Here is a 21868-nt window from a genome sequence, read left to right as displayed (position 1 = left end):
GCCACGCATCTTGTTGTTCTAAGGGTTTTGAAAGGGCGACAGCTCGCCGCGACTCGAATCCAACACAGATTGAATCGCTATCAAGTGTCCAACTGAGCAGTGACCGCGACAAAACTACTGCGTTTTATCTCGAAACGGAAACACCGCTGAAAATTGCGAATCGAGGAGCTTATCATAAGAATAGCTATCGACGCCAGCACGATTTGCAATAATCTGAATGGAGCCTAAGACTTAGGCTGAAGTCCCGACACCCCCGCCCGAACTCGAATTGACTGCATCGTGCACGGCCTTTCTGATGCATTCGGCCGATTCAATTCCGAACACGAGAAAAACTGCTCCAATCCATGCAAAACTCCCCATTTGACCAGCTTGATCTCCTGAATCCGACTTCCGACAGCGAACACTATCTGGAGCGGCTCGAAGAACTCGTTCGAGAGAGTGGTGATCTCCACAAGGTCTTTGATGTCAAGATGTTGAGGAAGAAGTTTTCGCTGGGGTTGCCTCTCTCCCGACCGACCTCTCTTCAAGATGTTCCGGAGCCGCTGAGGAAAGAGGTCGAAGAGACTTACGTCGAGTCGGCCCGGGAAGTCGGGCAAGCGTTTCTGGAGAAAGGGGAGATTGGATCAGCCTGGATGTACTTTCAGGTCATCCGAGAACAGGACCCCGTCGCCCAGGCGATTGAAGAGTTGCCCGATCAGATTGAGGACTACGACAAACAGGAAGAGATCGTCCGCATCGGCCTGTACGAAGGAGTCAACCCTCCCAAGGCTGTCAAAATTATGCTGAACGGACAGGGAACCTGCAGCACGATTACCGCTCTCGAACAGGGGATGCAGACGCTTTCACAGGAACATCGGCAAGAGTGCGCAAAGGTTTTGGTGAAAAGCCTTTACTCCGATCTGACGGAGTCCGTTCGGAATCATGTTCAACAAAAAGTCCCGATGCTTCCCCCCGGCGAGTCTCTCAAGTCCCTGCTCGTCGGGCGCGACTGGATTCTGGAGGGCGGGAACTACCACATTGATGTGTCGCACTTGAATGCCGTCGTCCGGTTTGCGCGGTCGATTGAAGCTCCTGCTGAAGAACTCAAACTTGCAGATGAACTGGCTCTTTACGGATCAAAGCTGGAACCGTCGCTGCAATATGGAGGAGAGCCACCCTTCGAAGACTTCTATCCCGCCCATCAGCACTTCTTCAACGTTCTTCTGGACCGAAACCGTCAAGAAGGGCTTCAGTATTTTCGTGACAAACTCGAAGCGGAACCCGATGAGCAGGACCGTCCCATTCTGGCGTACGTTCTTGTTGATCTGCTGATCCGCAGCGGGGAACTCGACGAAGCTGTCAGTGTGTCAGCTAAGTATCTTGCACAGCTTAACGAGGAAGTCAGCATTTCGTTCGACGAACTGTGCGTTGATGCGAACCGTTTCGATGTCTTGAAAGAAACACGTCGCGAGCAGGGGGATCTCGTCGGATACGCTTCCGCCTGTCTCAGAGACAAACAACAGACGGAAAGTGCGACAACCAACGGTTGACGAGCGAGTGCGGAGCAACCATGAAGAACGGTCTGAGCGATCAGGGCTGAGAATTTCAGAAGATGAATCATGACCAAGACAGACTTACTCGAACGTCTTGCCAAATCCGCGGTCGATGTCGATCGCCGTGGAACATGGCCCGATGATCAAATCGCATGGCTGAGCGAAGCAGGAGTGATGAAGTCGGTCATTCCCGAACAATACGGGGGAAATCGACTCGATACACAAGAGTTGACGCACGAGTATCACGACTTGGCGAAAGCGTGTTTGACGACCTGCTTCATCCTCACTCAGAGAAACGGAGCGTGCCAGCGGATCGCCAGTTCTCCATTTGAGGAAGTTCGTGAAGCTCTGCTCCCCTCACTCGCGAAAGGTCAGCAGTTCGCGACCGTTGGAATTTCGCATTTAACAACGTCCCGGCAGTATCTGAAGACTCCTCCGGTTCAAGTCGAGCTGTCTGAAGAAGGAGTGACCCTGAACGGACAAATTCCGTGGGTGACTGGAGCTTCTGCGGCGGACTGGGTCGTCACCGGGGGAACTTGCAGCGACGGTCGACAGGTTCTCGTGGCCGTGCCGACGGAACATCCGGGCGTCGAGATTCAGCCGTTCGTGCAGCTCATGGCTCTCACAGCATCCGAAACGACTTCCGTCAAGTTGGAGAACGTCACTGTCCCCAAAGCACTTCTCATTGCCGGTCCGGCGGAAGCTGTTCTTTCGTCAGGAGCGGGAGGAGCGGGGTCGGTCACCACTTCGACACTTGCACTCGGTGTGATCTCACGAATGGTCGACGTGATTGAAGATCAAAGCTCCCGTCGTGAAGAGCTTGTTCCGACCGTCGATTTGCTGACAAACGAATACAACACGCTTAAGAAAGATTTGTTCGCCCTCGCGAGTTCAACTGGCAAGGAACAACCGGCTGACGCAACGGCGGAAATTCGACAACGATGTAACTCACTCATTCTTCGAATGACGCAAGCAGCCCTGACCATGACCAAAGGGGCCGGCTATGTGAAAGGGCATCCGGTGGAACTGGCAATTCGAGAGGCGATGTTCTTCCTCGTGTGGTCCTGCCCGGCGAATGTTGCTCAGGGAGTGCTCAACGAACTCGCCTGCCGTGAGGTCAGCTTTTCATAGTGAACTCGAAGTCCGCACGCAGACTTGGATTGAGAAACCATAAGAATGGTCTATCGGTTCACGGAGAATTCGCTCGAGTTGAGAAAAGCCCAGTAGAGATCTCGAAGACTCTCCCCGACCGCGACTTTGGCGGGGATGTTTTGAGATGTTCGCAAACGAATCTGATTTCGCAGCGTCTTGCGAATCGCTTCGAGTTCCGGTTCAGTCGGGTAACGAGAGAGTGCTGCGAGGCACAGTTCATTGATTCGGTCGGTCTCGGACTTTTTCGGATCGACGACAATGTCTCGCAAAACTCGGCTCTGATTCAAGTCGGTCGCCTGCTGGACGAGGTCTCCGTTGATCATCATGAGCGTGTGAGTGATCGACCCGTCAAAGGTCGTCGACTCGCTGTTCTCTTCGTTGTCCATCGCAATAAAGAACTGCTGCAGCCAGTTCTCCCGCTTTTCGAACGCATCGCCACGGCTTGTTAATTCTTCCGATGGAACACCTGCTGCAATCATCAGAGAATTAAAGAGCTGCTCCGCACTAAACGGCTTCGTGTACATGCGACTGAAGTAGGGAATCCCGCCAGCTTCCGGCTCATCGAGATTGCTGTCTTCGCTTGCAGTGGAAGAAAGTTGATAGGCGTCAGAGAGACAAATCCAGCGCATCAGACGCCGCACGTCGTAACCGGTTTCCTCGAAAGCCTGTCTCAGGCCGGAGAGCAATTCGGGGTGACTGACATCGCTGTGGGGGCCCATGTCATCGACTTCCTGAGTGAATGCGAAACCGAACAATTGCTGCCAGGTTCGATTCACGAAAGCGACCGCCAGCTGCGGATTCTGCTCACTCGCAAACAGATTGGCGAAGCGAGCCCGGAGCGAAACCGATTCTTCAGGAGTCACGTCCTCACCCGCAAATCGGGGATAGGCGACTTGCATCACGCCCTGCAGTGACTCGTAATAAGCCGGTTCAACCTCTGGCGAAATCTCATCAGTCAAAACGCGTTTTCGAATTTTCTCACCACTTTTCTGATCGGTGATGAGAGTGTTTCGAACTTCCGTTTGCTGGAAGAAGGCGTTGATCTCCCAGAATCGGTTCTGCCCCCATTCGGAAACGATGGGATGACGGTGACACTGCGTGCATTGCAGTTGCTCACAGAGAAAAATTCTGGCTGTGATTGCCGTAGCTGGGACTGCTTCGTTGTTGAGATGGGCCAGCAAATAGTTGGCCGGTCCAGATTCTTCCGCGGAGCCGGTCGCAGTCAGCAATTCATGAACAGTTTGAGTCCAGGCCCGATTCTCTCCAAACTGACGTTCGAGATAGGCAAACAACTCTTCGCGGTCAATCTCTCGTTCACGAGAGCGGCCGACGAGGAGATTCGTCCAGACGGAAGCGAAGTTGTACGAAAACTCTCGGCTGGCGAGCAGCGAGTCGACGAGGTCTGTCCGCTTGTCAGGACTCGAATTTGAAAGAAACGATTTTACCTCAGCGGGCGTCGGGATTCGGCCAGCGAGATCGACAAAAATACGCCGAACCCAGTCTTCGTCCGAAGCTTGAGGAGCTGGATCAATCCCCAGATCATTCCAGGTGGATGCCAGTTGATGGTTAATGAATTCCACTACAGCCTGATCGTCGGTGAAGTTCACCTCAGCTTGTGGCTGGTCCTGTGGCTGATGCGAGTTGTTGACCAGCGTTTCATCTTGAGGCTGTGATGGCGACCGCTCAGGCAGATGGACTTCGACGATCGAATCTTCCGATGAGTCGTTTCCGTTGGATGTGGTCTCTTCCAGACGAGGATCGTCCGTCTCAACAAGAACGGGAGGATCCGCGAGTCGATTGTCTGAGATGCGGAGCCAGATTCCTGTCACAGCAAGCAGAGTCAGCACTGACGCTGCGATGGTCGAAATTCGACGCGGAGCCCATGCTCGGCGACGGTCTTTCTGGGGAAAGACAGCTTTCGGGGACGATTCGGTCTCCATTCCGTCTGATTCTGGAATCGAGAGGGAGTGTCCGCGTCCAGCTGCATCCCAGTAGAGATTGCCATGCAGTTCAAGATGCTTCAGGTAGAACTCCAGACACTCCGGGTCGCTGAGAACGATTGCTTCAAGCCGCGCATAATCTTCCTGAGTGGCGTAGTCTTCAATGACCGCCTCAGTCAGCTTGAGCAGTTCGTGTCGGGTGTGAGTTCTCATGTGGTGACTTCAGCAGCAACCTTTCGCTGAACGCATTCGAGAAGGGCTTTGCGTATTCTTCCCAATGATTGGTAAACCGAATTTGCAGGTCTTCCGAGAGCTTCTGCAAGTTCTTTCCCAGAGTTTCCGGGCTGGTATCGCAGTTCAATCAATTCGCGATCCTGATCGGACAGCTTGTTCAGGCAATCTTCCAATGCGCGCTGACGCATCGCAAACTCTTCCGATGTGCTCGAAACCTGTTGGGCGACGGTATTGATGAACTCATCCGAGAACATCAGTTTTTCTCGACTCTTTCGCTGTCGCCACTTCATCACTTCAAAGTGAGCAATCTGACGCGCCCAGGCGAGAAAGTTCGTCCCGGTTTCGAACTGAGACGACTTGGCCCAGATGATCAGGTTGGTTTCCTGAAGGACCTCTTCCGCAGCCTGAATTCTCCCAAGCTGAGAGAGAATCGACAAATACAATGGCCGCTGCGCCTGCGTGAAAAGTTGAATGAACTCTTCACCAGGAAAATCGGGATTCGACAGAGATGCGTCAGGTCTGGTTGTCATATTCAAGATTGAGGGGGCCGAAACCGGCCCCCCCGTTCTGTCACCGCGGCCCCGGTGATGGCTAGGAGACGATTACCCGATCAGACCCTGAATCGGTTGTCCTCCGTTCACAATCTTCATTGGTCGACCTCGCTTTGAGGTGTGAACTGTGTCGAGTGGAATTCGCAGAGCGTGGGCAACAGTCGCCCAAAGATCTCCCGGGAGATAGCTCTCGCTAATGACGCGAAGTCCGTCGGCGTCGGTTTCTCCAATCGCACGTCCGCCTGCGAGTCCACCACCACCGATCAGGGCAGACCAGCTGGTTGCCCAGTGATCGCGACCGACGTTCTGGTTGATTCGTGGAGTTCGTCCAAATTCACCCATGACGACAATACAGGTGTCGTCGAGCATTCCCCGCTGTTTCAGATCGCGGACAAGTCCGGCGAGTCCGGTGTCGAGCATTGGGAGTCGCTGTGTTCGAAGTGTGTTGAAGACATCGTTATGAAGGTCCCAACCACCGGGGAACTGCACTTCGACGAATGGAACACCCGTTTGAACGAGTCGACGGGCCATGATCAGTGTGTTGCCGAATTCATGGCTTCCGTACATCTCTCGGACTTCAGCGGGCTCATCGTCCGCCTTGAAGGCACGCATCTGCTCGGAAGTCATGAGATTGACTGCCTTGGTGTAGACGTCTTTGTGTGCTTGACCGATGTCTCCCCGCTCGGAGCGAATGAATCCGTCTTCGATTGTGCCCAGCATTTGGAGACGCTGGCGGAGCCGCTGTTGATCCATTCCATCCATGCCCGCGTTCTGGATTTGTCCTCGACGATCGACGACGAATGGAGCGTGAGTCATTCCGAGAAATCCCGGGCTCATGCTTCCACCACCGATGGAAACAAACGAGGGGATTTCGAGTTCTTTTCGCTTGCTGCCCAGTTCGTAGCTGACCACCGAACCGAATGTTGGATGGACAACCGTTGGGTTTGGAACGAACGAGGTGTGCATGTAGTAGCGTCCGCGTTCATGATCCGCTTCGCGAGTGCTCAGCGAACGGACAACGCTCATGCTGTCCATCTCTTTCGCAATCTCAGGCAGGTGCTCGCAGATCTCGAAATCACCGCGAGTCGAAATCGGTTGGAATTCTCCACCGTTCTTTGACCCCGGTTTGAGATCCCACATATCGATGGTCGGAGCTCCCCCCTGCAGCCAGACAAGAATACAGGATTTCTGATTCTTCTGGACTTGAGCGGCATTGGCTTCCAGCGTGGAGAGGAAGTGAGCCGCCCCCAGCGTGCTGGCTCCACCCAGTGCGAGGTGGTTCATGAAGTGTCGACGGGTCATCCCGGCGTGAGTCGTTCGATCTTTGCGTGTCTGTTGGCTCATTTTGTCACCCTTGTTATTCGTCCTCGGGTTGAGGAATTCTGGTCACACGTCCTCGTGCTGAGGAGGTTTCAGTGGCTGTCACTTCAGTGATCACGAAACACAAGGAAGCGTGATCGAATGTGCGGTTTCTTAATCTCGTAGGCTGGATCCGCCTGGCCTCAATGCTGGGGAAGCACTGGTTCTCAGTGACAGTGTCACTGAAAATCTTGGAGTGACTCCCGAAGCGGTCGCAAACTTTGAATCCGTGGGATTCGCCTCGACCACTTCGAAAACGACTTAGTGGTTGACGATAAACTCGTTCGAGTTCAGCAATGCCCAGTAGAGATCCTGATAGGCAGTCAAAGGATCGCGGCTGAGCTGCATGAGTTTTTTGATTTGGGTAATCTCGTTTCGACTTGGCAAACGCCCCAGAGACGAGACGAACAGGGCCTGAATTCTGGCGGAATCATTTCGAAAACTGGTGTTGCTGAGAACGGAATGCAGATAGCTGCCTTTCTCGGCATCGATGGCTTTTTGAACCAACGGACCGTTCATCATGAGAAGGGCCTGAGGAATACTTCCGCTGAAGAGCGTTGGTTCGTCGTCCTCGTTACCTCCGAAAATTCGAAGGTAATCCTGCATCCATCTCATCCGTTGTTGTTCGGAACGCTCGTAGTTCCCCGCTCCGCTGGCGTGGGCATTTGTGGCCACGAGAAGCGAATCGTACAACTGTTCGGCCGTCATTGTCTTGACATACATATGGCTGAACAACGGAACTTCACCGGCAGCAGGATTGTCGAATTCGTTCGCCTCTCCAAACTGGCTGGTTAAGTTGTATGCGTTCGTGTTGCAAATCCATCGGATCAACTGTTTGACGTCATATCCGCTTTTGACGAATTCGTCGCTGAGACGATCCAGAAGTTCGGGATGGCTCGGAGTATTGTGAGGCCCCATGTCGTCGACAGGGCGTGTAAACCCGTATCCCATGAAGTGAGCCCAGGTCCGGTTCACCATCGCTCTGGCAACGGTTTGGGATTCATCCTCATAAGCCATCATTTTGCCGAGTTTTTCGCGGCGATTGATTCCGCGTTCCTCGAAGGACTCACCGAGATAGTTAGGAAACGCGACCTGCACGAGGCCATTTCGCATTTCGTAATAAACGGGTCCGTCAAAGTCTCGATACGACAGTTCGGAGTAGTCGTCTACCATTTGTCCAGAAGCAGCGTCGTAGCGTTCGTGGTCAATCCGGCGTGTCTGTCGCAGGAAGCTGTTGAACTCCCAGAACTGATTCTGTTTCCAGTCGTTAAACGGGTGGTCGTGACATTGAGTACACTGCACCTGCATTCCGAGAAGGACACGCGTCAGCTTCGCGGTCGCTTCGACGTGATAGTCTTCGCTATTCGCGTTTCCCTGCAGTTGTGCGAGAATGAAGTTGACCGCACCGTTTTCTTCGAAATGTCCTTCGGCGGTCACGAGATCGTAAACGATTTCATTCCACGGCCGGTTCCGTGCGAAACTCTCTCGCAGGAACTTCTGCATCCCGGGACGACTGGTGCCGTCAGGCGTGTTTCTTCCGATGAGCAGGTTGGTCCAGACTTCGGTGAAGTTGCGGACATAATCGGGATGAGCCAGAAGCTCATCAATTGTCACCGAGCGTTTGGTCTCGGAGGAGTCATTGAGAAACTCGTCAACTTCTTCGGCAGAAGGAATTCGGCCGATGATGTCGAGATAAACTCGTCGCAACCATTCTGCATCGGAGGCGACTTCGCTGGGCTCAACTTCGTTGTCTTCCCAGGTTTGTGTAATCTGTTCGTTGATATACTGGATCAGCGGGTCCGAAGATCCCGTTGAAAATTCGGTGTCTGCAGCACAAATGCGGGGCAGGGACAACGCTCCAGCCAGCGCTGCTAAGACCACCATGTTGTTGATTTTCGGCAACATTTCCCTCTCTCCGCAATGACGACTTTGCCCGGCAGCAAAACAGCGTCTTCTGGTTCAGAATTGGTGAAGAACATTTTCACCTTTTCTTTTTTCTTACCTCATTCCAGAAAGATATGTTCGTTTCGATTTCCGGAATGCAGCGAACTCAGATTGCCGTTTGGCGACCGTTGGTGTGTCTAAGTTGTTATTGATAAGTGAGTTATCTCTTTGCTTCAGTCAGGTTCCCGTTCTTGCCGAATACGACGACGAATTCGGATTCTGAAGCTGACTCTGGAGTTTTTCTGATCTCAACGGGCCCGGAGATCTTTGATCCAGCGATCTTCAAGTTGTAGTCCTGACCGATTTTACGGAAATCGACGAGTTCACCGCGATCCCAATTGGTGACTTCTCCACGTCCTCCGCTGACGGGGCCTTCGTAGTCGAGATAGATGAGCCGGTGAGGAGCCAGCTGTTCCGCCGCAATCTCCGCCCCAATGAATGGTTCCGTGGCCAATCTCCAGGTCAACAGAACGTTCTCGGATTCGATGAGAAAGTCCCAGTGGAGAAACGGCCAGTCGTGTCTCAGAATTGCAAATCTTGCCATGTTGGAAGTCGATCCCATCACTCAGGCTTGAGTGGAAATTGGCATCTGGATGATCCCGGTTCACGCCGCAATGTGAGGCAGATGTGTCGGGGATGGTCTTGAGGAAGGATGGTCCAACTCATTCATACGTATTCTATACATGCGCCTGAGATTGTTTCTGTCGTCGTCTTACGCTCGAACGTTTTCAGATCGCAAGGTGAAGACGTCGATTGTTCTCGATGTCCACTTCAAGCGATGGCATCAACGTGTGAATGACACGTGTGACTTATACGGGCACGTTGATTTCGTAACCTTTTCGCTGCTCACGCTGTTGCATCTGCTGAGCGGTTGAGTTGTTGGTTACGTTTTGCGATTCCGTGTCCCACTCGAGGGTTTGGTCGAGTCGGATGGCGATATTCGCGAGGTGACACGTGGTCATGGCGCTGTGATGTGTCCAAACGTCCGAGATCGGTTTTTCCCGGCTTTGCACACAATCGAAGAAGTTCTGCATGTGGCTTGTCGGTTGTTTTCCGCCGTAGACCTGTGCAATGGCATCTTCGGGAAGTGGGTTCTCTTCCAGATCTTCGTAAGGCTTACCTTTGATTCGGGACCTTGAGACGTGGAACCGACCTTTCGTGCCTTCGAACAGAATTCCGTTGCCGTCGGGTGAGTTGTTGACGATGTGCATCTCGACGCCATTCTTGAAGATGACCTTGACGTCGAATGCTGTGGCGGCGTTGTAGCGGTCATCCATCTGAGGCATTCCGTCCACGAATGGGACAGGATGAACGCTCATGATGGGCTCGACGCTGACTGGACCTTGACCGGGACCGTTCTGGTCGATCGCCCACTGTGCAATGTCGACATGGTGAGCGCCCCAGTCGGTCATCTTTCCGCCTGAGTATTCGTACCACCAACGGAATTCGTAGTGGCAGCGAGAATTGCCCCATCGACCGCCCGGCTTGAAGCGGAAGTCGACGAGAGGAGCCTGTCCGAGCCATTTTTCCCAGTTGAGACCCTGAGGAACATCAGCCACTGGAATTGCTCCGCTGTCGCTGGAACCGCCGATGTTGCAAGTGACTTTCTTGACGTCTCCGATACGTCCATCGCGGATCATGGCGATCGCGGTCAGGAATCGTTGTCCCATTTCGGTCCGCTGTTGTGTTCCGACCTGGAAAACGCGGTTGGTCTCTTCGAGTACCTTGATAATCTGTTTTCCTTCGTGAATTGTGAGCGTCAGCGGTTTCTCACAATAGACGTCTTTACCGGCCTGCATCGCTTCGATGGCGATTTTGGAATGCCAGTGGTCGGGTGTGACGATGGTCACGATATCAATGTCGTCGCGATCCAGAATTTTCTGGTAGTCTTCGTAGACATCAACTTGTGTCGGACGTCCGTCTTTTTTGTGGATGTCCTGAACTTTTTTCTTCCCAGCTTCAGCGTGGTTGGCGTCGACGTCGGCGACAGCGACACAGTTCGCGAATTTGAATGCCGCAGGACCGACTGCGTTCCAGCGGCTTCCGGTTCCGATGCATCCCACGGTCAATCGTTCATTGGGGCTGCTGGATGCTTGAGCCATCGCTGTGTTTGTGGAAAACCAGAATGGAAGCGATGTTCCGGCAGCTGCGAGCGTGGTGGTTTTCAGGAAATCTCGACGTGAAGTCTGCGGCATGAATGGAGTCTCCTAGGCCGTTCTGTTTTGATGGGTTGAGATGTTGAGTAAGATCAATTCTCGTTCGCGATGACTGAATCGTGTCCCAGCTTAACGTATCCAGCGTGTTGGATGCAAAAACAGAGAAGAGAATACTTCTGGATTGTGAACTGACGAGATTGTCGCGACTCGTCTTGGTTTTTTCTCAGCGATCGCAACAATCAGGCAATCGTTTCCTATTGATCCGATCATTCAAGGCCCGCCGTGATCCGTCCCGCTGGAGTTTCAACCTGCTCTCTGATTCTGTATTTGGCCCTGCTGTCATACCTGCCGGTTTGCGCTTCTGGTGACGATGATTCTCAAGCGCAGGTTGATGAGAAGGCAGCTCAAGCGGCGAGCATGTCTGCTTTGGTTGAGTTTGAAGATGCCGTTCAGAAGGTCTTCGCCAGCAAACGCTCCGCTGTCGTTGCTGTCATCGTGCAGTCCGGGACGACTCAGGAAAAGCCGGAAGGCGAGACATTCGATTCTCCCGGGAGAGCGGTTCAGTTCCAACCGATTCCCTCGCGGATCGGCATCGGAGTGGTACTGACTGTCGATGGGCAGCAGCTTTCGGTTTTGACCTGTGCTCATCTTCTGGAGCCGTTTATTGAACGTCGTCACCCGTCGACCAGATTGTCGCTGCTCTCTTCTGAGGGTGAGATTTCCAATGTGAGCGTAGTCGCCTCGGATCCGCGCAGCGACTTGGCGATTGTGACCGGCACGATTGAAGGCGGCGCCCCGGATCAAGTTCCGCTTGCAGCGGGGAAGTCTCTGAAAGTCGGTTCAGTGTGTGTGGCAATCGGCGATCCGCTCCGCGTTCGTGATGGTGAGAGTCCGAAGATGTCGCTGACTGTTTGTCAGAGTCTGGGAGGTCGGCTCAGCCCTGTTGTCTCAACCGATATTTCCGAGCGGTCGATTCATAATCTGGGCACTCTGGTTGACGTCAATCTCGGAAAGAGTTTTCAGTGGAGCGGCACTCCGCTCTTCAGTCTCGACGGGGAACTGGCTGGTTTGGTGACGTCGCAATCGCTTCCTCAACAAAAGGATCACCGGTCGGCGATGGTCATTCCGGTTGGCGACTTTCGGGGTGTTATTGAAAGTCTCCTTGAAGGCTATGAAGTCGATTACGGTTTCCTCGGAATTCATCCAGGAGATGCGACTGAGAATCTGATGCGTGATCTTGGGCCCTCGATTCCCAACAAGACGGCCGCCATTATTAATCGAGTCTCGCCCGGATCTCCGGCTGAACGCGGAGGTTTACATGTTCAGGATGTCGTCCTGCAGGTGAATGGACAGCCAGTCACCAGTGGCGATGATCTCGTTCGGCTTGTCGGACTGGTCGGTGCGGGAAATCAAGCTGAGCTGATTGTTTATCGACCGAACGGAATTGGTATCCTGACGCTCAATATGATTCTCGGAAAGTGGCCTGCATTGAATTCTCTGCCGATTGTGGCGACTCAAGATCGCATCCCCGTCTGGCGAGGAATGAAGATTGATTATCCCACAGCCAGAAGGAGTTTTCTTCCCGATCGTTTCCTGTCGCAATTCCCTCGCGGAGTGGTGGTCACGAGTGTCGAAGAGGAGACTCCAGCTGCCGAAGCGGGATTGCAAGTGGGCCAGTTCGTTGTCAAGTTGGGGGGGCAACAGGTAGAAACTCCCGAAGATTTCAAAGAGATCGTTCGTGACGCTCGAGGTGAGATGAGACTCGTGCTTTCCGATGGGCAGGAAATTGTCCTCGGCGAACCTGTTTCACCTCCAAAACCGGTCGATGGGAAAGAATGATGATTCAGCGCTTGCCAACTTTTTTCACCATAGTGCTCGGAATGGTTCTGAGCGTTTCCGTATGCGCGGACGAACGTCCGAATATCGTCTTCGCTTTTGCCGACGATCTGGGCAGGTATGCCAGCGTCTATGCGGAGCTTGAGCCGGGTGGTTTAAGTGATGTCGTGACGACGCCGAACATTGATCGTGTAGCAGAGGAAGGTGTGCTGTTTCGGAATGCTTTCGTGAACGCTCCTTCCTGCACTCCCTGTCGAAGTTCGCTGTTGTCCGGGCAGTACTTCTGGCGGACTGGAATGGGCGCGATTCTGGCGGGAGCGATTTGGGACGAGACGATTCCGACGTATCCGCTTCTGCTGGAAAAGAACGGCTATCACATCGGTCATTCCAACAAGGTTTGGAGTCCGGGGAAAGTGGCGAACGCGCCGTATGGTGCGAAACGCACGGCATACAATAAACTCGGAAACAAGTTCAATGGCTTCTCTCAGTACGTTTCAAAACGAGATGACGTCGACGTTGCGAAACAGGAGCTTTACGACGAGGTCCGTGGAAACTTCACCGATTTCCTAAGCGATCAGGAAGGGGACGAGCCCTATTGCTACTGGTTCGGGCCGACGAATTGCCATCGCAAGTGGGTTCAGGGTTCGGGGAAGAAGCTCTGGGGAATTGATCCCGATGATTTGAAGGGGAAGATCCCTCCATTTCTGCCCGACGTTCCAGTGATCCGTGAAGACGTCGCGGATTATCTCGGGGAAGCGATGGCCTTCGATGCTGGCTTGGGAGTGCTCCTTGATGAACTCGAAAAACGCGGGGAACTTGAGAACACGATTGTGGTCGTTTCCGGGGATCACGGTTTTCCCGGAATGCCTCGGGGAAAATGCAATCTCTATGATTTTGGAGTGCATGTTCCGCTCATGATTCGCTGGGGTAAAGAAGTGCCTGCGAACCGAGTTGTGGATGATTTTGTCTGTCTGCCGGATCTCGCTCCAACATTTCTGGAAGCTGCCGGGGTCACTCCTCCGGAAGTCATGACAGCCCGAAGCCTGGTTCCCGTTTTGAAGTCCGAAGAATCAGGGCAAGTTGATCCGACGCGGGATTCGGTAATTATCGGCCGAGAACGGCATGTAGCGAACGTTCGTGAGAACGCATTGCCTTATCCTCACCGAGCGATTCGGACGCGCGATTACCTTTATATTCGCAACTTCGAGCCTGATCGCTGGCCAATGGGTGACGGCCCCGGTTACGGAATCGCGGATGTAGAATTGCCGACTTATGATGAACTCGCCAACAAGACAACTATCGCATTTGGAGATCTTGATGCGAGTCCGTCGAAGGCGTGGTTGACTGTTCGCATGAACGAACCGGAAATGAAGCCGTTTCTCGATTTCGCATACGGGCTGCGGCCGGAAGAAGAATTGTACGATCTGCGAGACGATCCGTTTCAGATGCACAACCTCGCGGAAAATGACGATGATCAAGAGATTAAGCAACAACTCTCTAATCGATTGATGAAAGTGTTGCGTGAAACCGGCGACCCGCGTGTGATCGGTGACGGTTCGACCTTTGACAATCCTCCCTATACCGACAGGGTTCGACGTAAGCAATGAGCTGCGGAGATTCACTGTCTGAATCCTGACATAGAAATGATTCGGTAATTCGTCGCGTTGACGAAACCCGAGAAACGATTGCGCTGTGAAATTATGAAGACGAACGAACTCCGCGAAGCCTACCTGAAGTTTTTCGAGTCCAAGAATTGCGTCCGCCGACCGAGCGATGTTCTCGTCCCTCAGGATGATCCAACGGTTCTCTTTACACCTGCCGGGATGAACCAGTTCAAGAATCAGTTTCTGGGGATTGGACAGCTCGACTTCACGCGCGCAACGACTTGCCAAAAGTGTTTGCGAACCGGAGACATCGGGAACGTCGGCGTCACAGCTTATCACCACACATTCTTTGAAATGCTGGGGAACTTCTCGTTCGGAGACTATTTCAAACGGGAAGCGATTCACTGGGCGTGGGAGTTTCTGACCGATTCCAACTGGCTCGGGCTGAAACCTGAGCGGTTGACGGTCACTGTCTATCTCGATGATGAAGAGGCTGCCGGGATCTGGCACAACGAAATCGGGTTGCCACTCGATCGCATCACGCGCGAAGATGAACGCGAAAACTTCTGGCCAGCGGAAGCTCCATCGAAAGGGCCCGATGGAGTCTGTGGCCCTTGCAGCGAGATCTACTATCACCCGCCCGGAGGAGGCAAAGAAGTCGAAATCTGGAATCTTGTCTTCACCCAGTTCAATCGAGTTGGAGATCCTCCGGACAATCTTCGTCCGCTTCCCAAGAAGAACATCGATACCGGAATGGGGCTCGAGCGAACCGCTGCGGTCCTTCAGGGAGTTGAGAGCAACTACGAGATCGATATTCTTCGGCCGCTGTGTGAGAATGTTGGAGAGATCCTCGAGACTTCCTATCAGTTCGACGGAAAAACGGGTCGCGCCATTCGTCGAATCACCGATCATGCCCGCGCCTGCACCTTCGCCATTCATGAAGGAGTGTCACCGGGGAGCAAAGAAGAATCGTACATCATTCGACTTTTGCTCCGGCGTGCGTTCCTGGAAGGGTATCTGCTCGGGCAAAAGCAGCCGTTCGTGTATCAGGTTGTTCCCGCGATTGTCGACATGATGTCGCAGCCCTATCCGGAACTGAAGCAAACACTCGCCAACGTGCAAGATACGATTCGGGCTGAGGAAGAGAACTTCCTCGGGACGATCGAACGCGGTCTCGGCAAGTTCGAGAAACTCGTGGAAGTCGCCAAGTCCTCGAATCGAAAATCGCTGCCAGGCAAAGAGGTTTTCGATCTGCATCAGACGGACGGATTCATTCTCGATCTGACCTTCTCGCTCGCTGCCGATCAGGGACTCTCGATCGATATGGAAGGATTCCGCGCTGCGGAAACCAAACATAAAACCGACAGCGGAAAGGGAATTTCCTGGGGAGTGATGGCTGCCGGTCCGCTCGATGAATTGCAGAAGTCTCAGGGAGAAACAAAGTTTCTGGCCTATGAAGGCGTGACGTCGGAAGCGGTTGTCGTTGGGCTCATTCAAAATGGAGAAACGGTTGAGTCAGTCAATCATGTCGATTTGCCGGTAGATGTCATCCTCAATCAGAGTCCGTTTTACGCGGAGTCCGGAGGACAGGTCGGCGATGTCGGTGTGATTCGCAGCAGCCGCGGTGAAATCGAGATTCTGGACACACAAAAGCATGCTGGTTTGATCGTGCATCGAGGCCGACTGACGTCGGGCGAAGTGCATCTCAATGACTCGGTGACAGCGGAAGTTGATGCTGTGAAACGAGCAGGAATTCGTCGCGCCCACTCGGCGACGCATCTCTTGCATCACGCTTTGCATCAGGTGCTCGGTGAACATGCAACGCAGCGGGGATCAAAGGTCGAGGATGATCATCTTCGTTTCGACTTCTCGCACGGAGCTGCTGTCAGTCCGGACGAACTGTTGAAAATCGAAGATATCGTCAATGAACGTATCTCCGAAGGCGTTCCTGTTTCGACCAACTTCATGGATCTTAAAGACGCCAAGAAGCTCGGAGCGATGGCCTTGTTCGGGGAGAAGTACCCCGATCGAGTTCGTGTTGTTGAAATGGGTGACTTCAGCCGCGAATTGTGCGGAGGGACACACCTCGACAACACCGGTCAGGTTGGACTCTGTCGGATCGAATCGGAAGAAAATGTCGCTGCCGGAGTGCGTCGAATTGTGGCTTCCACTGGCAAAAAGGCGATTGAGCGAATTCGCAATCAGGAAGGACTTCTGAAAGAAGTGGCGACGCAATTGAAGACGCCGCAGTTTCAGGAATTGCCTCGCAAGGTCACGCAGCTTCAAGAAGAACTGAAGACGCTCAAACAGCAACTCGACCAGTTCACGAAAGCTTCTGTGGCTGGCTCAGTCGATGACATGTTGAAGAACGCCGAACAGGTCGGGGATGCACGTGTCATTTGCGAAACGCTGCAAGGTGTCGACCGGGAAACACTTCGCGAATACGCCGATCAACTGCGAAAACAGTCCGGCTCCGTCGCGATTTTGCTTGGTGCTGATATCGACGGAAAAGTTGCTCTGCTGGCAGCTGTGAGTAAGGATCTCGTCAAGAAGGGCGTCAAAGCAGGTGACTGCATTCGCGAGGCTGCCAAGGTTGTTGGCGGAGGCGGCGGAGGTCGACCGGATCTCGCAGAAGCTGGCGGAAAAGACACAACGAAGATTGTCGATGCTCTCGAACGGGGCAAAGCCGTTTATTCCGAGATGATTGCGAAAGGGGCTTCGTAATGGGGCAATGGGTTCCAATTGCCAAAACAGACGAAGTCACAACCGGCAGCAGTAAAGAGTGTGTCGTCGACGGTCGGATTATCGCCTTGTTTTCTACGGAAGATGGCTACTATGCCATCGATGGGATTTGCGCTCATGCTGGTGGTCCCATCGCCGAGGGAGCACTCAACGGATGTGTCGTGACCTGTCCCTGGCACGGGTGGCAATACGAAATCACCACTGGCGAGCATTGTTTAAATCCCCAAATTCGACTCACGACCTTCCCCGTTAAGGTTGAAGGCGATTCTGTACTGGTGGAAATTCCGTGAACGACAACAATTCTGGAGAGAGCGTTTCTCACAGACCTCAATCGACGCGGAAAGACAAATCCTTCCTCGAACAGGTGTTGTTCCTGTTGTCGATCGGTCTTGGAGTGGGGGCCGTTCCAATTGCTCCGGGAACCGTCGGCAGCCTTCTCGGACCCTTCCTCGTTTGGGGGCTTCAGTCAATCAGCGAGAGCCCGCTCTTTATGATTGGGGCTGGGGTAGTGATGATTTTGATTGGCCTGCCCATCTGTGCGGCCGGAATTCGCCACTATGGATTCAAAGACCCGAAGCATGTCGTCTTCGACGAGATTGCTGCGTTTCCGTTCGTGTTTGCTTTTGTTCCTCTGAACTGGAAAACAGCAGTGCTCGGATTTGTAATGTTCCGAGCTTTTGACATCGTCAAGCCGTGGCCAATTGGAGTCTTTGAGCGACTCCCCGGCGAGTGGGGGGTCATGCTGGATGACATCGTCGCCGGGATCATTGCAGGGATTTTGCTGACCCTGTGCTGGAATGCTAGCGGACCGTTGGCGTTTCTTCACTGACAACCTGCACTGGCGTGACGCGGATAAACCGCATGCAAACGTCGCCGACGTTGGTGCTGTGGAGTGACGATTCCACTGTTGTCGAGACTTGACCGCGAATCCGCAGCCAGCCAACTCCACCGTGTGGATCGACAATCATATAGTCCCCGCTGGCCATTCCGATCGGCAACTGCCTGATGTGGTTGCTCACATCGGAAGGAGAAAGCGTGAGGCCATCGGTTTCGACAGAAATCGTGAGCACGATTTCTGCTTCCACTTTCGGAATGTCTTCCAGTGGAGGGAGTGACGTCACCAGTTCGGTCATCGACGTCATCGTGGAATTCTCGCCGATGAGGGTCGATCCCGAATGCATCGGTTCCTTCTGCGCCATGATTTCCTGCGGTCTGTCATTCGCCCACAAACCGGCGAAAAGCAGCGAGAATGTGACCAACAGGACCACTCGCAGGGCTGATTGAGATGCTTCCACCATGATTCCGATCCGTAACCGAGAGCAAGTTGCTCTTTCCTGTGCACTCGCTTGTGCTGTTTCGTCAAGTAAACTGCTGTGTTTGCTCGTGCGAGAGAGTGCAAACCAAATCTGAAAGTGCTCTATCGACGACAAGACTTCGATTGTTCCGCTGATCGAAGCTGACAGTTGTCCTTATCGACTCACGAGATGGTGGGTTTTTGGGGAAACTGGGGGAGAACTTCCGTTCGGGGCAACTCTTCCGTGAAAGTGGATGGCTGAGGACGCTTCCATGGGCATTAACGATTAGACCGCTTACATGGTTTTTCTGAAATCGCCTGAACACGTTCCATTGATTGGAGCCTGCCTTCGTTCGGGCAAGTCATTGCGAATCAGAACTGTCGGATGTGTCCGTTCGAAAGCGTCATTTCAAACGGAACTCATGCGTTTCCCGAAATCGCTGTTCAATCGTGCGAGGGTGGTATTGGGTTCGTAAACTCACTATGAAGTGGTGCAGAGCGGGCTGTGTTCAAATGTGACCAGTCTTTCCGTGATCTCGCTTAAATCTCTACTTTCGTAAACATTGCTGTATGTCATCATTCGTTGAAGTGACCCCGGTTTCCGGTCCTGTCCGGGGTTCCATCCGACCTCCTGGATCGAAGAGCCTGTCGAATCGGGCCATGATCGTCGCTGCTCTGGCTTCCGGGTCGAGTCGTTTGACCGGTGTGCTCGACAGCGTCGACACGCGTGTGATGGCGACCGCACTTCAGAAACTCGGAATCGAAACGAACGTTGATTTCGAACAGAAAGTGATCGAGGTTTCCGGAGCGGGAGGAAATGTCCCCGAGAAGTCAGCGGAATTGTGGTGTGAAAACAGCGGAACGAGCATTCGCTTTTTGACGGCATTTTGCTCGATCGGGAACGGGGAATATCGTCTCGACGGGAACGAGCGGATGCGGGAACGTCCGATCGCACCGCTGATCGACTCCCTCGTGCAGGCGGGGATCGATGCCAAATGTGAACTGGAAAACGGTTGTCCTCCGGTGATGCTTCGCACATCGGGACTTTCTACCGATCGCCTCGAAGTGTCGGCGTCGATGTCGAGCCAGTATCTCAGCGGCCTCTTGATGATTTCACCGGCTGCGAAAAAGAACCTCGTTCTGTCGGTGACTGGAGAACTTGTTTCGCGTCCTTACATTGATATGACGCTCGCGCTCATGCGTTCCTTCGGAGCAATCGTTGACGAGCCGAATCCTGCGGAGTTTCACATTCAGGCCGGCGGGTATGTCGGTCAGGATTATGACATTGAACCGGATGCTTCGGCAGCGAGTTACTTCTTCGCTGTAGCGGCGATTACTGGCGGTTCCGTCACCGTGGAAGGATTGCATCGGAACGCATTGCAGGGAGACGTTCGTTTCGTCGATGCTCTGGTCCAAATGGGCTGTGAAGCAGAATGGGGGGAGAACTCAATCACTCTCACCGGCCGAGAGCTTCGCGGCATCGACATCGACATGAACGAGATCAGCGATACCGCCCAGACGTTAGCCTGTGTTGCTCCCTTCGCATCGGGACCGACGCGGATTAGGAACATCGCCCACAATCGACTCAAGGAAACCGACCGGATCACCGCTGTTGTTCACGAATTGAAACGAGCAGGGATCGCAGCAGAAGAACATGAAGATGGTATGACAATTTCTCCGAGCCTCCCTCAACCCTGTACGATTCAAACATACGACGATCATCGCATGGCAATGAGTTTCGCCCTCTTGGGATTGAAGGCACCCGGAATTCGAATCGCGGACCCGGATTGCACTTCGAAGACGTATCCAGAGTACTTCGAAGCTCTTGAGTCTCTTTGTAAGGGCTCACGATGAACCGTCCACCGCACCGCAGATCGTCTCAGTCTGGAAAACATCCCCAGCACAAGAGGAAATCCATTCCTCCGAATTCTCGCTGGTTCGCCTTTCGCGCACTTCAGGCATTTCACGAACGTCAAGTTTTCGTTTCACGAGTTCTCAACGATCAGTTCAAAGAAGAACGGATCGATTCGCGTGATCGAAAAATGGCGACCGAGCTGACGTGTGAGGCAGTCCGCCGCATGCAGACGCTCGATACCATTCTCACTTCATTTGTCAGTCGCCGACGAGAAGAAGTCGAAGACGACTTATGGATTCTCTTACAGCTAGGTTGTTTGCAGCTTGTCTTTCTGCCTCACTACCCATCCCATGCAGCAGTTCACGAAACTGTGGAATTGTGTCGGCGAATCGATCGACCAAGAGCTGCCGGATTTTTGAATGGTGTCCTGCGGTCCATCGAGCGCAGCATCGTCAGTCGAAAACCGGTTGATGAGATCGATCTTGCGCAGCTGAGCGCATCGGAGCTTCCGATCAGGCGTTCCCGGCCTGATGAGGCAAACTACGAGGTGGTGAAATTCGACAGCAATCTCTTCTGGTCGCCCACTGTTGATTCACTCTCTTACGTCAGCGATGTGGGGAGTCTTCCTCAGTGGTTGATTCAACGATTCCCGACAGAGTCCGACGAGCAACGCTTGCAACTCGCCTTGTGGTTGACGACTCCCGGAAGGATGTGGATGCGGGTCAATCCCCTTCAAACCGATCGCGAAAAAACGCTCGAGGTGTTAGCGGCAGCGGAGGTGAAGGCGCAACCGGGACAACTTCCGGAGTCCATTCAAATCGACGGGCATGTTGCGATTATCGACTTGCCGGGGTACGACGAAGGATGGTTCAGCGTTCAGGACATCTCAGCAATGGCGGTTACGGACCTGCTTGATCCACAACCGGGAGAAACCGTTCTCGATCTCTGTGCAGCTCCCGGAGGAAAATCGACCCACATGGCGGAGAGGATGGAGAACCGAGGACGGATCATCGCGTGTGATACCGGAGCGAATCGGTTACGGATGATCAACGAAAATGCTCGTCGACTCCAACTGACCTGCATTGAAACTCATCTCGTCAATGAGAATGAAACATCCTTCCCTGCGAATGCCGTCGACGCCGCTGTGGTGGACGTTCCCTGTTCGAATACGGGAGTGCTTGGGAAGCGTCCAGAAGCTCGCTGGAGATTGCTGCCGGGTGACTTTCAATCGCTTGTTCCTCTTCAACGAAGACTCCTGACGCAGGCGATCGATCAGACGAAATCGGGCGGGAGAATTGTCTATTCAACCTGCAGCATCGACCCCGAAGAAAACGAAAAACTGGTCCAGTCGGTCGTTGATCAACGCGATGACGTGAAATTGATTCGAGAGCAAAAGCACTTTCCGGGACAGCCGTCAGATGGAGGGTATCAAGCTCTGCTGATGCGAGATTGATTGTCAATCTTTCAGCAAAGTCTGATTATCGCAGGGAACCGTGCCGCAATACTTCTCGGCCCTAACCGGCTTTGGTACGCTTTGCAGAACAGTTGAGATGCATGAGTGCTCGCTGTCGAGAGAACGTTTGCGGACAAAATCTGCTTCTCACGACAGAACTGAAAATTTGTGTCGAGGGTTCAGGAAAGGGTCATTCGCTTTTCTGACGTGCTCGAC

The 21868-nt window shown here is 53.3% G+C and carries 16 protein-coding genes; 9 read left to right on the top strand and 7 right to left on the bottom strand.

Annotation, left to right across the window (positions count from 1 at the left end; all coding sequences use genetic code 11):
* Positions 1–344 precede the first annotated feature (344 nt).
* Both KOR42_RS11475 and KOR42_RS11470 read left to right on the top strand, forming a co-directional pair.
* The gene (locus KOR42_RS11475) at positions 345–1529 is read left to right on the top strand and encodes a hypothetical protein (protein ID WP_146509818.1); all 1185 of its coding nucleotides are present in this window, start codon (positions 345–347) and stop codon (positions 1527–1529) included.
* 69 nt (positions 1530–1598) lie between these two features.
* Positions 1599–2663 (top strand): acyl-CoA dehydrogenase family protein, encoded by a 1065-nt coding sequence (locus tag KOR42_RS11470; RefSeq protein ID WP_146509817.1) that lies wholly within the window; start codon positions 1599–1601, stop codon positions 2661–2663.
* A 50-nt stretch (positions 2664–2713) separates the two neighbouring features.
* On the opposite strand, the gene KOR42_RS11465 is transcribed toward KOR42_RS11470, so the two are convergent.
* The 6 genes from KOR42_RS11465 to KOR42_RS11440 form a co-directional block, all read right to left on the bottom strand.
* Positions 2714–4837 carry a DUF1553 domain-containing protein gene (locus KOR42_RS11465; protein WP_146509816.1) on the bottom strand — a complete coding sequence of 708 codons (2124 nt, stop codon included), beginning with the start codon at positions 4835–4837 and terminating at the stop codon, positions 2714–2716.
* Complete coding sequence (locus tag KOR42_RS11460; protein ID WP_146509815.1) at positions 4834–5388, bottom strand: sigma-70 family RNA polymerase sigma factor; 555 nt, start codon at positions 5386–5388, stop codon at positions 4834–4836. Before KOR42_RS11460 ends, KOR42_RS11465 begins: the two co-directional genes overlap by 4 nt.
* 72 nt (positions 5389–5460) lie before the next feature.
* Complete coding sequence (locus KOR42_RS11455) at positions 5461–6753, bottom strand: DUF1501 domain-containing protein (RefSeq protein WP_197441072.1); 1293 nt, start codon at positions 6751–6753, stop codon at positions 5461–5463.
* A 276-nt stretch (positions 6754–7029) separates the two neighbouring features.
* On the bottom strand, positions 7030–8673 hold the full coding sequence (locus KOR42_RS11450; RefSeq protein ID WP_146509814.1) for a DUF1549 and DUF1553 domain-containing protein: 1644 nt from the start codon (positions 8671–8673) through the stop codon (positions 7030–7032).
* 199 nt (positions 8674–8872) lie between these two features.
* A complete protein-coding gene (locus KOR42_RS11445) occupies positions 8873–9256 on the bottom strand; it encodes a DNA polymerase ligase N-terminal domain-containing protein (RefSeq protein ID WP_197441071.1) in 384 nt (127 codons plus the stop codon).
* A gap of 265 nt (positions 9257–9521) precedes the next feature.
* On the bottom strand, positions 9522–10907 hold the full coding sequence (locus KOR42_RS11440) for a Gfo/Idh/MocA family oxidoreductase (protein ID WP_146509812.1): 1386 nt from the start codon (positions 10905–10907) through the stop codon (positions 9522–9524).
* A gap of 288 nt (positions 10908–11195) precedes the next feature.
* Here KOR42_RS11440 and KOR42_RS11435 point away from each other — a divergent pair, with 288 nt between their 5' ends.
* The 5 genes from KOR42_RS11435 (at position 11196) to KOR42_RS11415 (ending at position 17879) form a co-directional block, all read left to right on the top strand.
* Entirely contained in the window at positions 11196–12707 is a 1512-nt protein-coding gene (locus KOR42_RS11435; protein WP_231740858.1) for a S1C family serine protease, read from the top strand.
* A gap of 41 nt (positions 12708–12748) precedes the next feature.
* On the top strand, positions 12749–14311 hold the full coding sequence (locus KOR42_RS11430; protein ID WP_231740857.1) for a sulfatase family protein: 1563 nt from the start codon (positions 12749–12751) through the stop codon (positions 14309–14311).
* A 93-nt stretch (positions 14312–14404) separates the two neighbouring features.
* A complete protein-coding gene (alaS, locus tag KOR42_RS11425) occupies positions 14405–17032 on the top strand; it encodes an alanine--tRNA ligase (RefSeq protein ID WP_146509806.1) in 2628 nt (875 codons plus the stop codon).
* The gene (locus tag KOR42_RS11420) at positions 17032–17340 is read left to right on the top strand and encodes a Rieske (2Fe-2S) protein (protein WP_146509804.1); all 309 of its coding nucleotides are present in this window, start codon (positions 17032–17034) and stop codon (positions 17338–17340) included. The genes alaS and KOR42_RS11420 overlap by 1 nt, the downstream gene beginning before the upstream one ends.
* Positions 17337–17879, top strand: coding sequence for a phosphatidylglycerophosphatase A family protein (locus KOR42_RS11415; protein WP_146509802.1), 543 nt, complete (start codon positions 17337–17339; stop codon positions 17877–17879). The genes KOR42_RS11420 and KOR42_RS11415 overlap by 4 nt, the downstream gene beginning before the upstream one ends.
* On the opposite strand, the gene KOR42_RS11410 is transcribed toward KOR42_RS11415, so the two are convergent.
* Positions 17851–18348: a hypothetical protein gene (locus tag KOR42_RS11410; RefSeq protein ID WP_146509801.1), complete on the bottom strand. Its 498-nt coding sequence runs from the start codon at positions 18346–18348 to the stop codon at positions 17851–17853. The genes KOR42_RS11415 and KOR42_RS11410 overlap by 29 nt on opposite strands.
* A 566-nt stretch (positions 18349–18914) precedes the next feature.
* Here KOR42_RS11410 and aroA point away from each other — a divergent pair.
* Together aroA and KOR42_RS11400 are read left to right on the top strand one after the other, a co-directional pair.
* A complete protein-coding gene (gene aroA, locus KOR42_RS11405) occupies positions 18915–20198 on the top strand; it encodes a 3-phosphoshikimate 1-carboxyvinyltransferase (RefSeq protein ID WP_146509799.1) in 1284 nt (427 codons plus the stop codon).
* A complete protein-coding gene (locus KOR42_RS11400; protein ID WP_146509797.1) occupies positions 20195–21652 on the top strand; it encodes a transcription antitermination factor NusB in 1458 nt (485 codons plus the stop codon). Before aroA ends, KOR42_RS11400 begins: the two co-directional genes overlap by 4 nt.
* Positions 21653–21868 lie beyond the last annotated feature (216 nt).

The sequence above is a fragment of the Thalassoglobus neptunius genome, assembly GCF_007859735.1.
Classification (GTDB): domain Bacteria; phylum Planctomycetota; class Planctomycetia; order Planctomycetales; family Planctomycetaceae; genus Thalassoglobus; species Thalassoglobus neptunius.
This window is presented reverse-complemented; position numbering and strand designations above follow the sequence as displayed.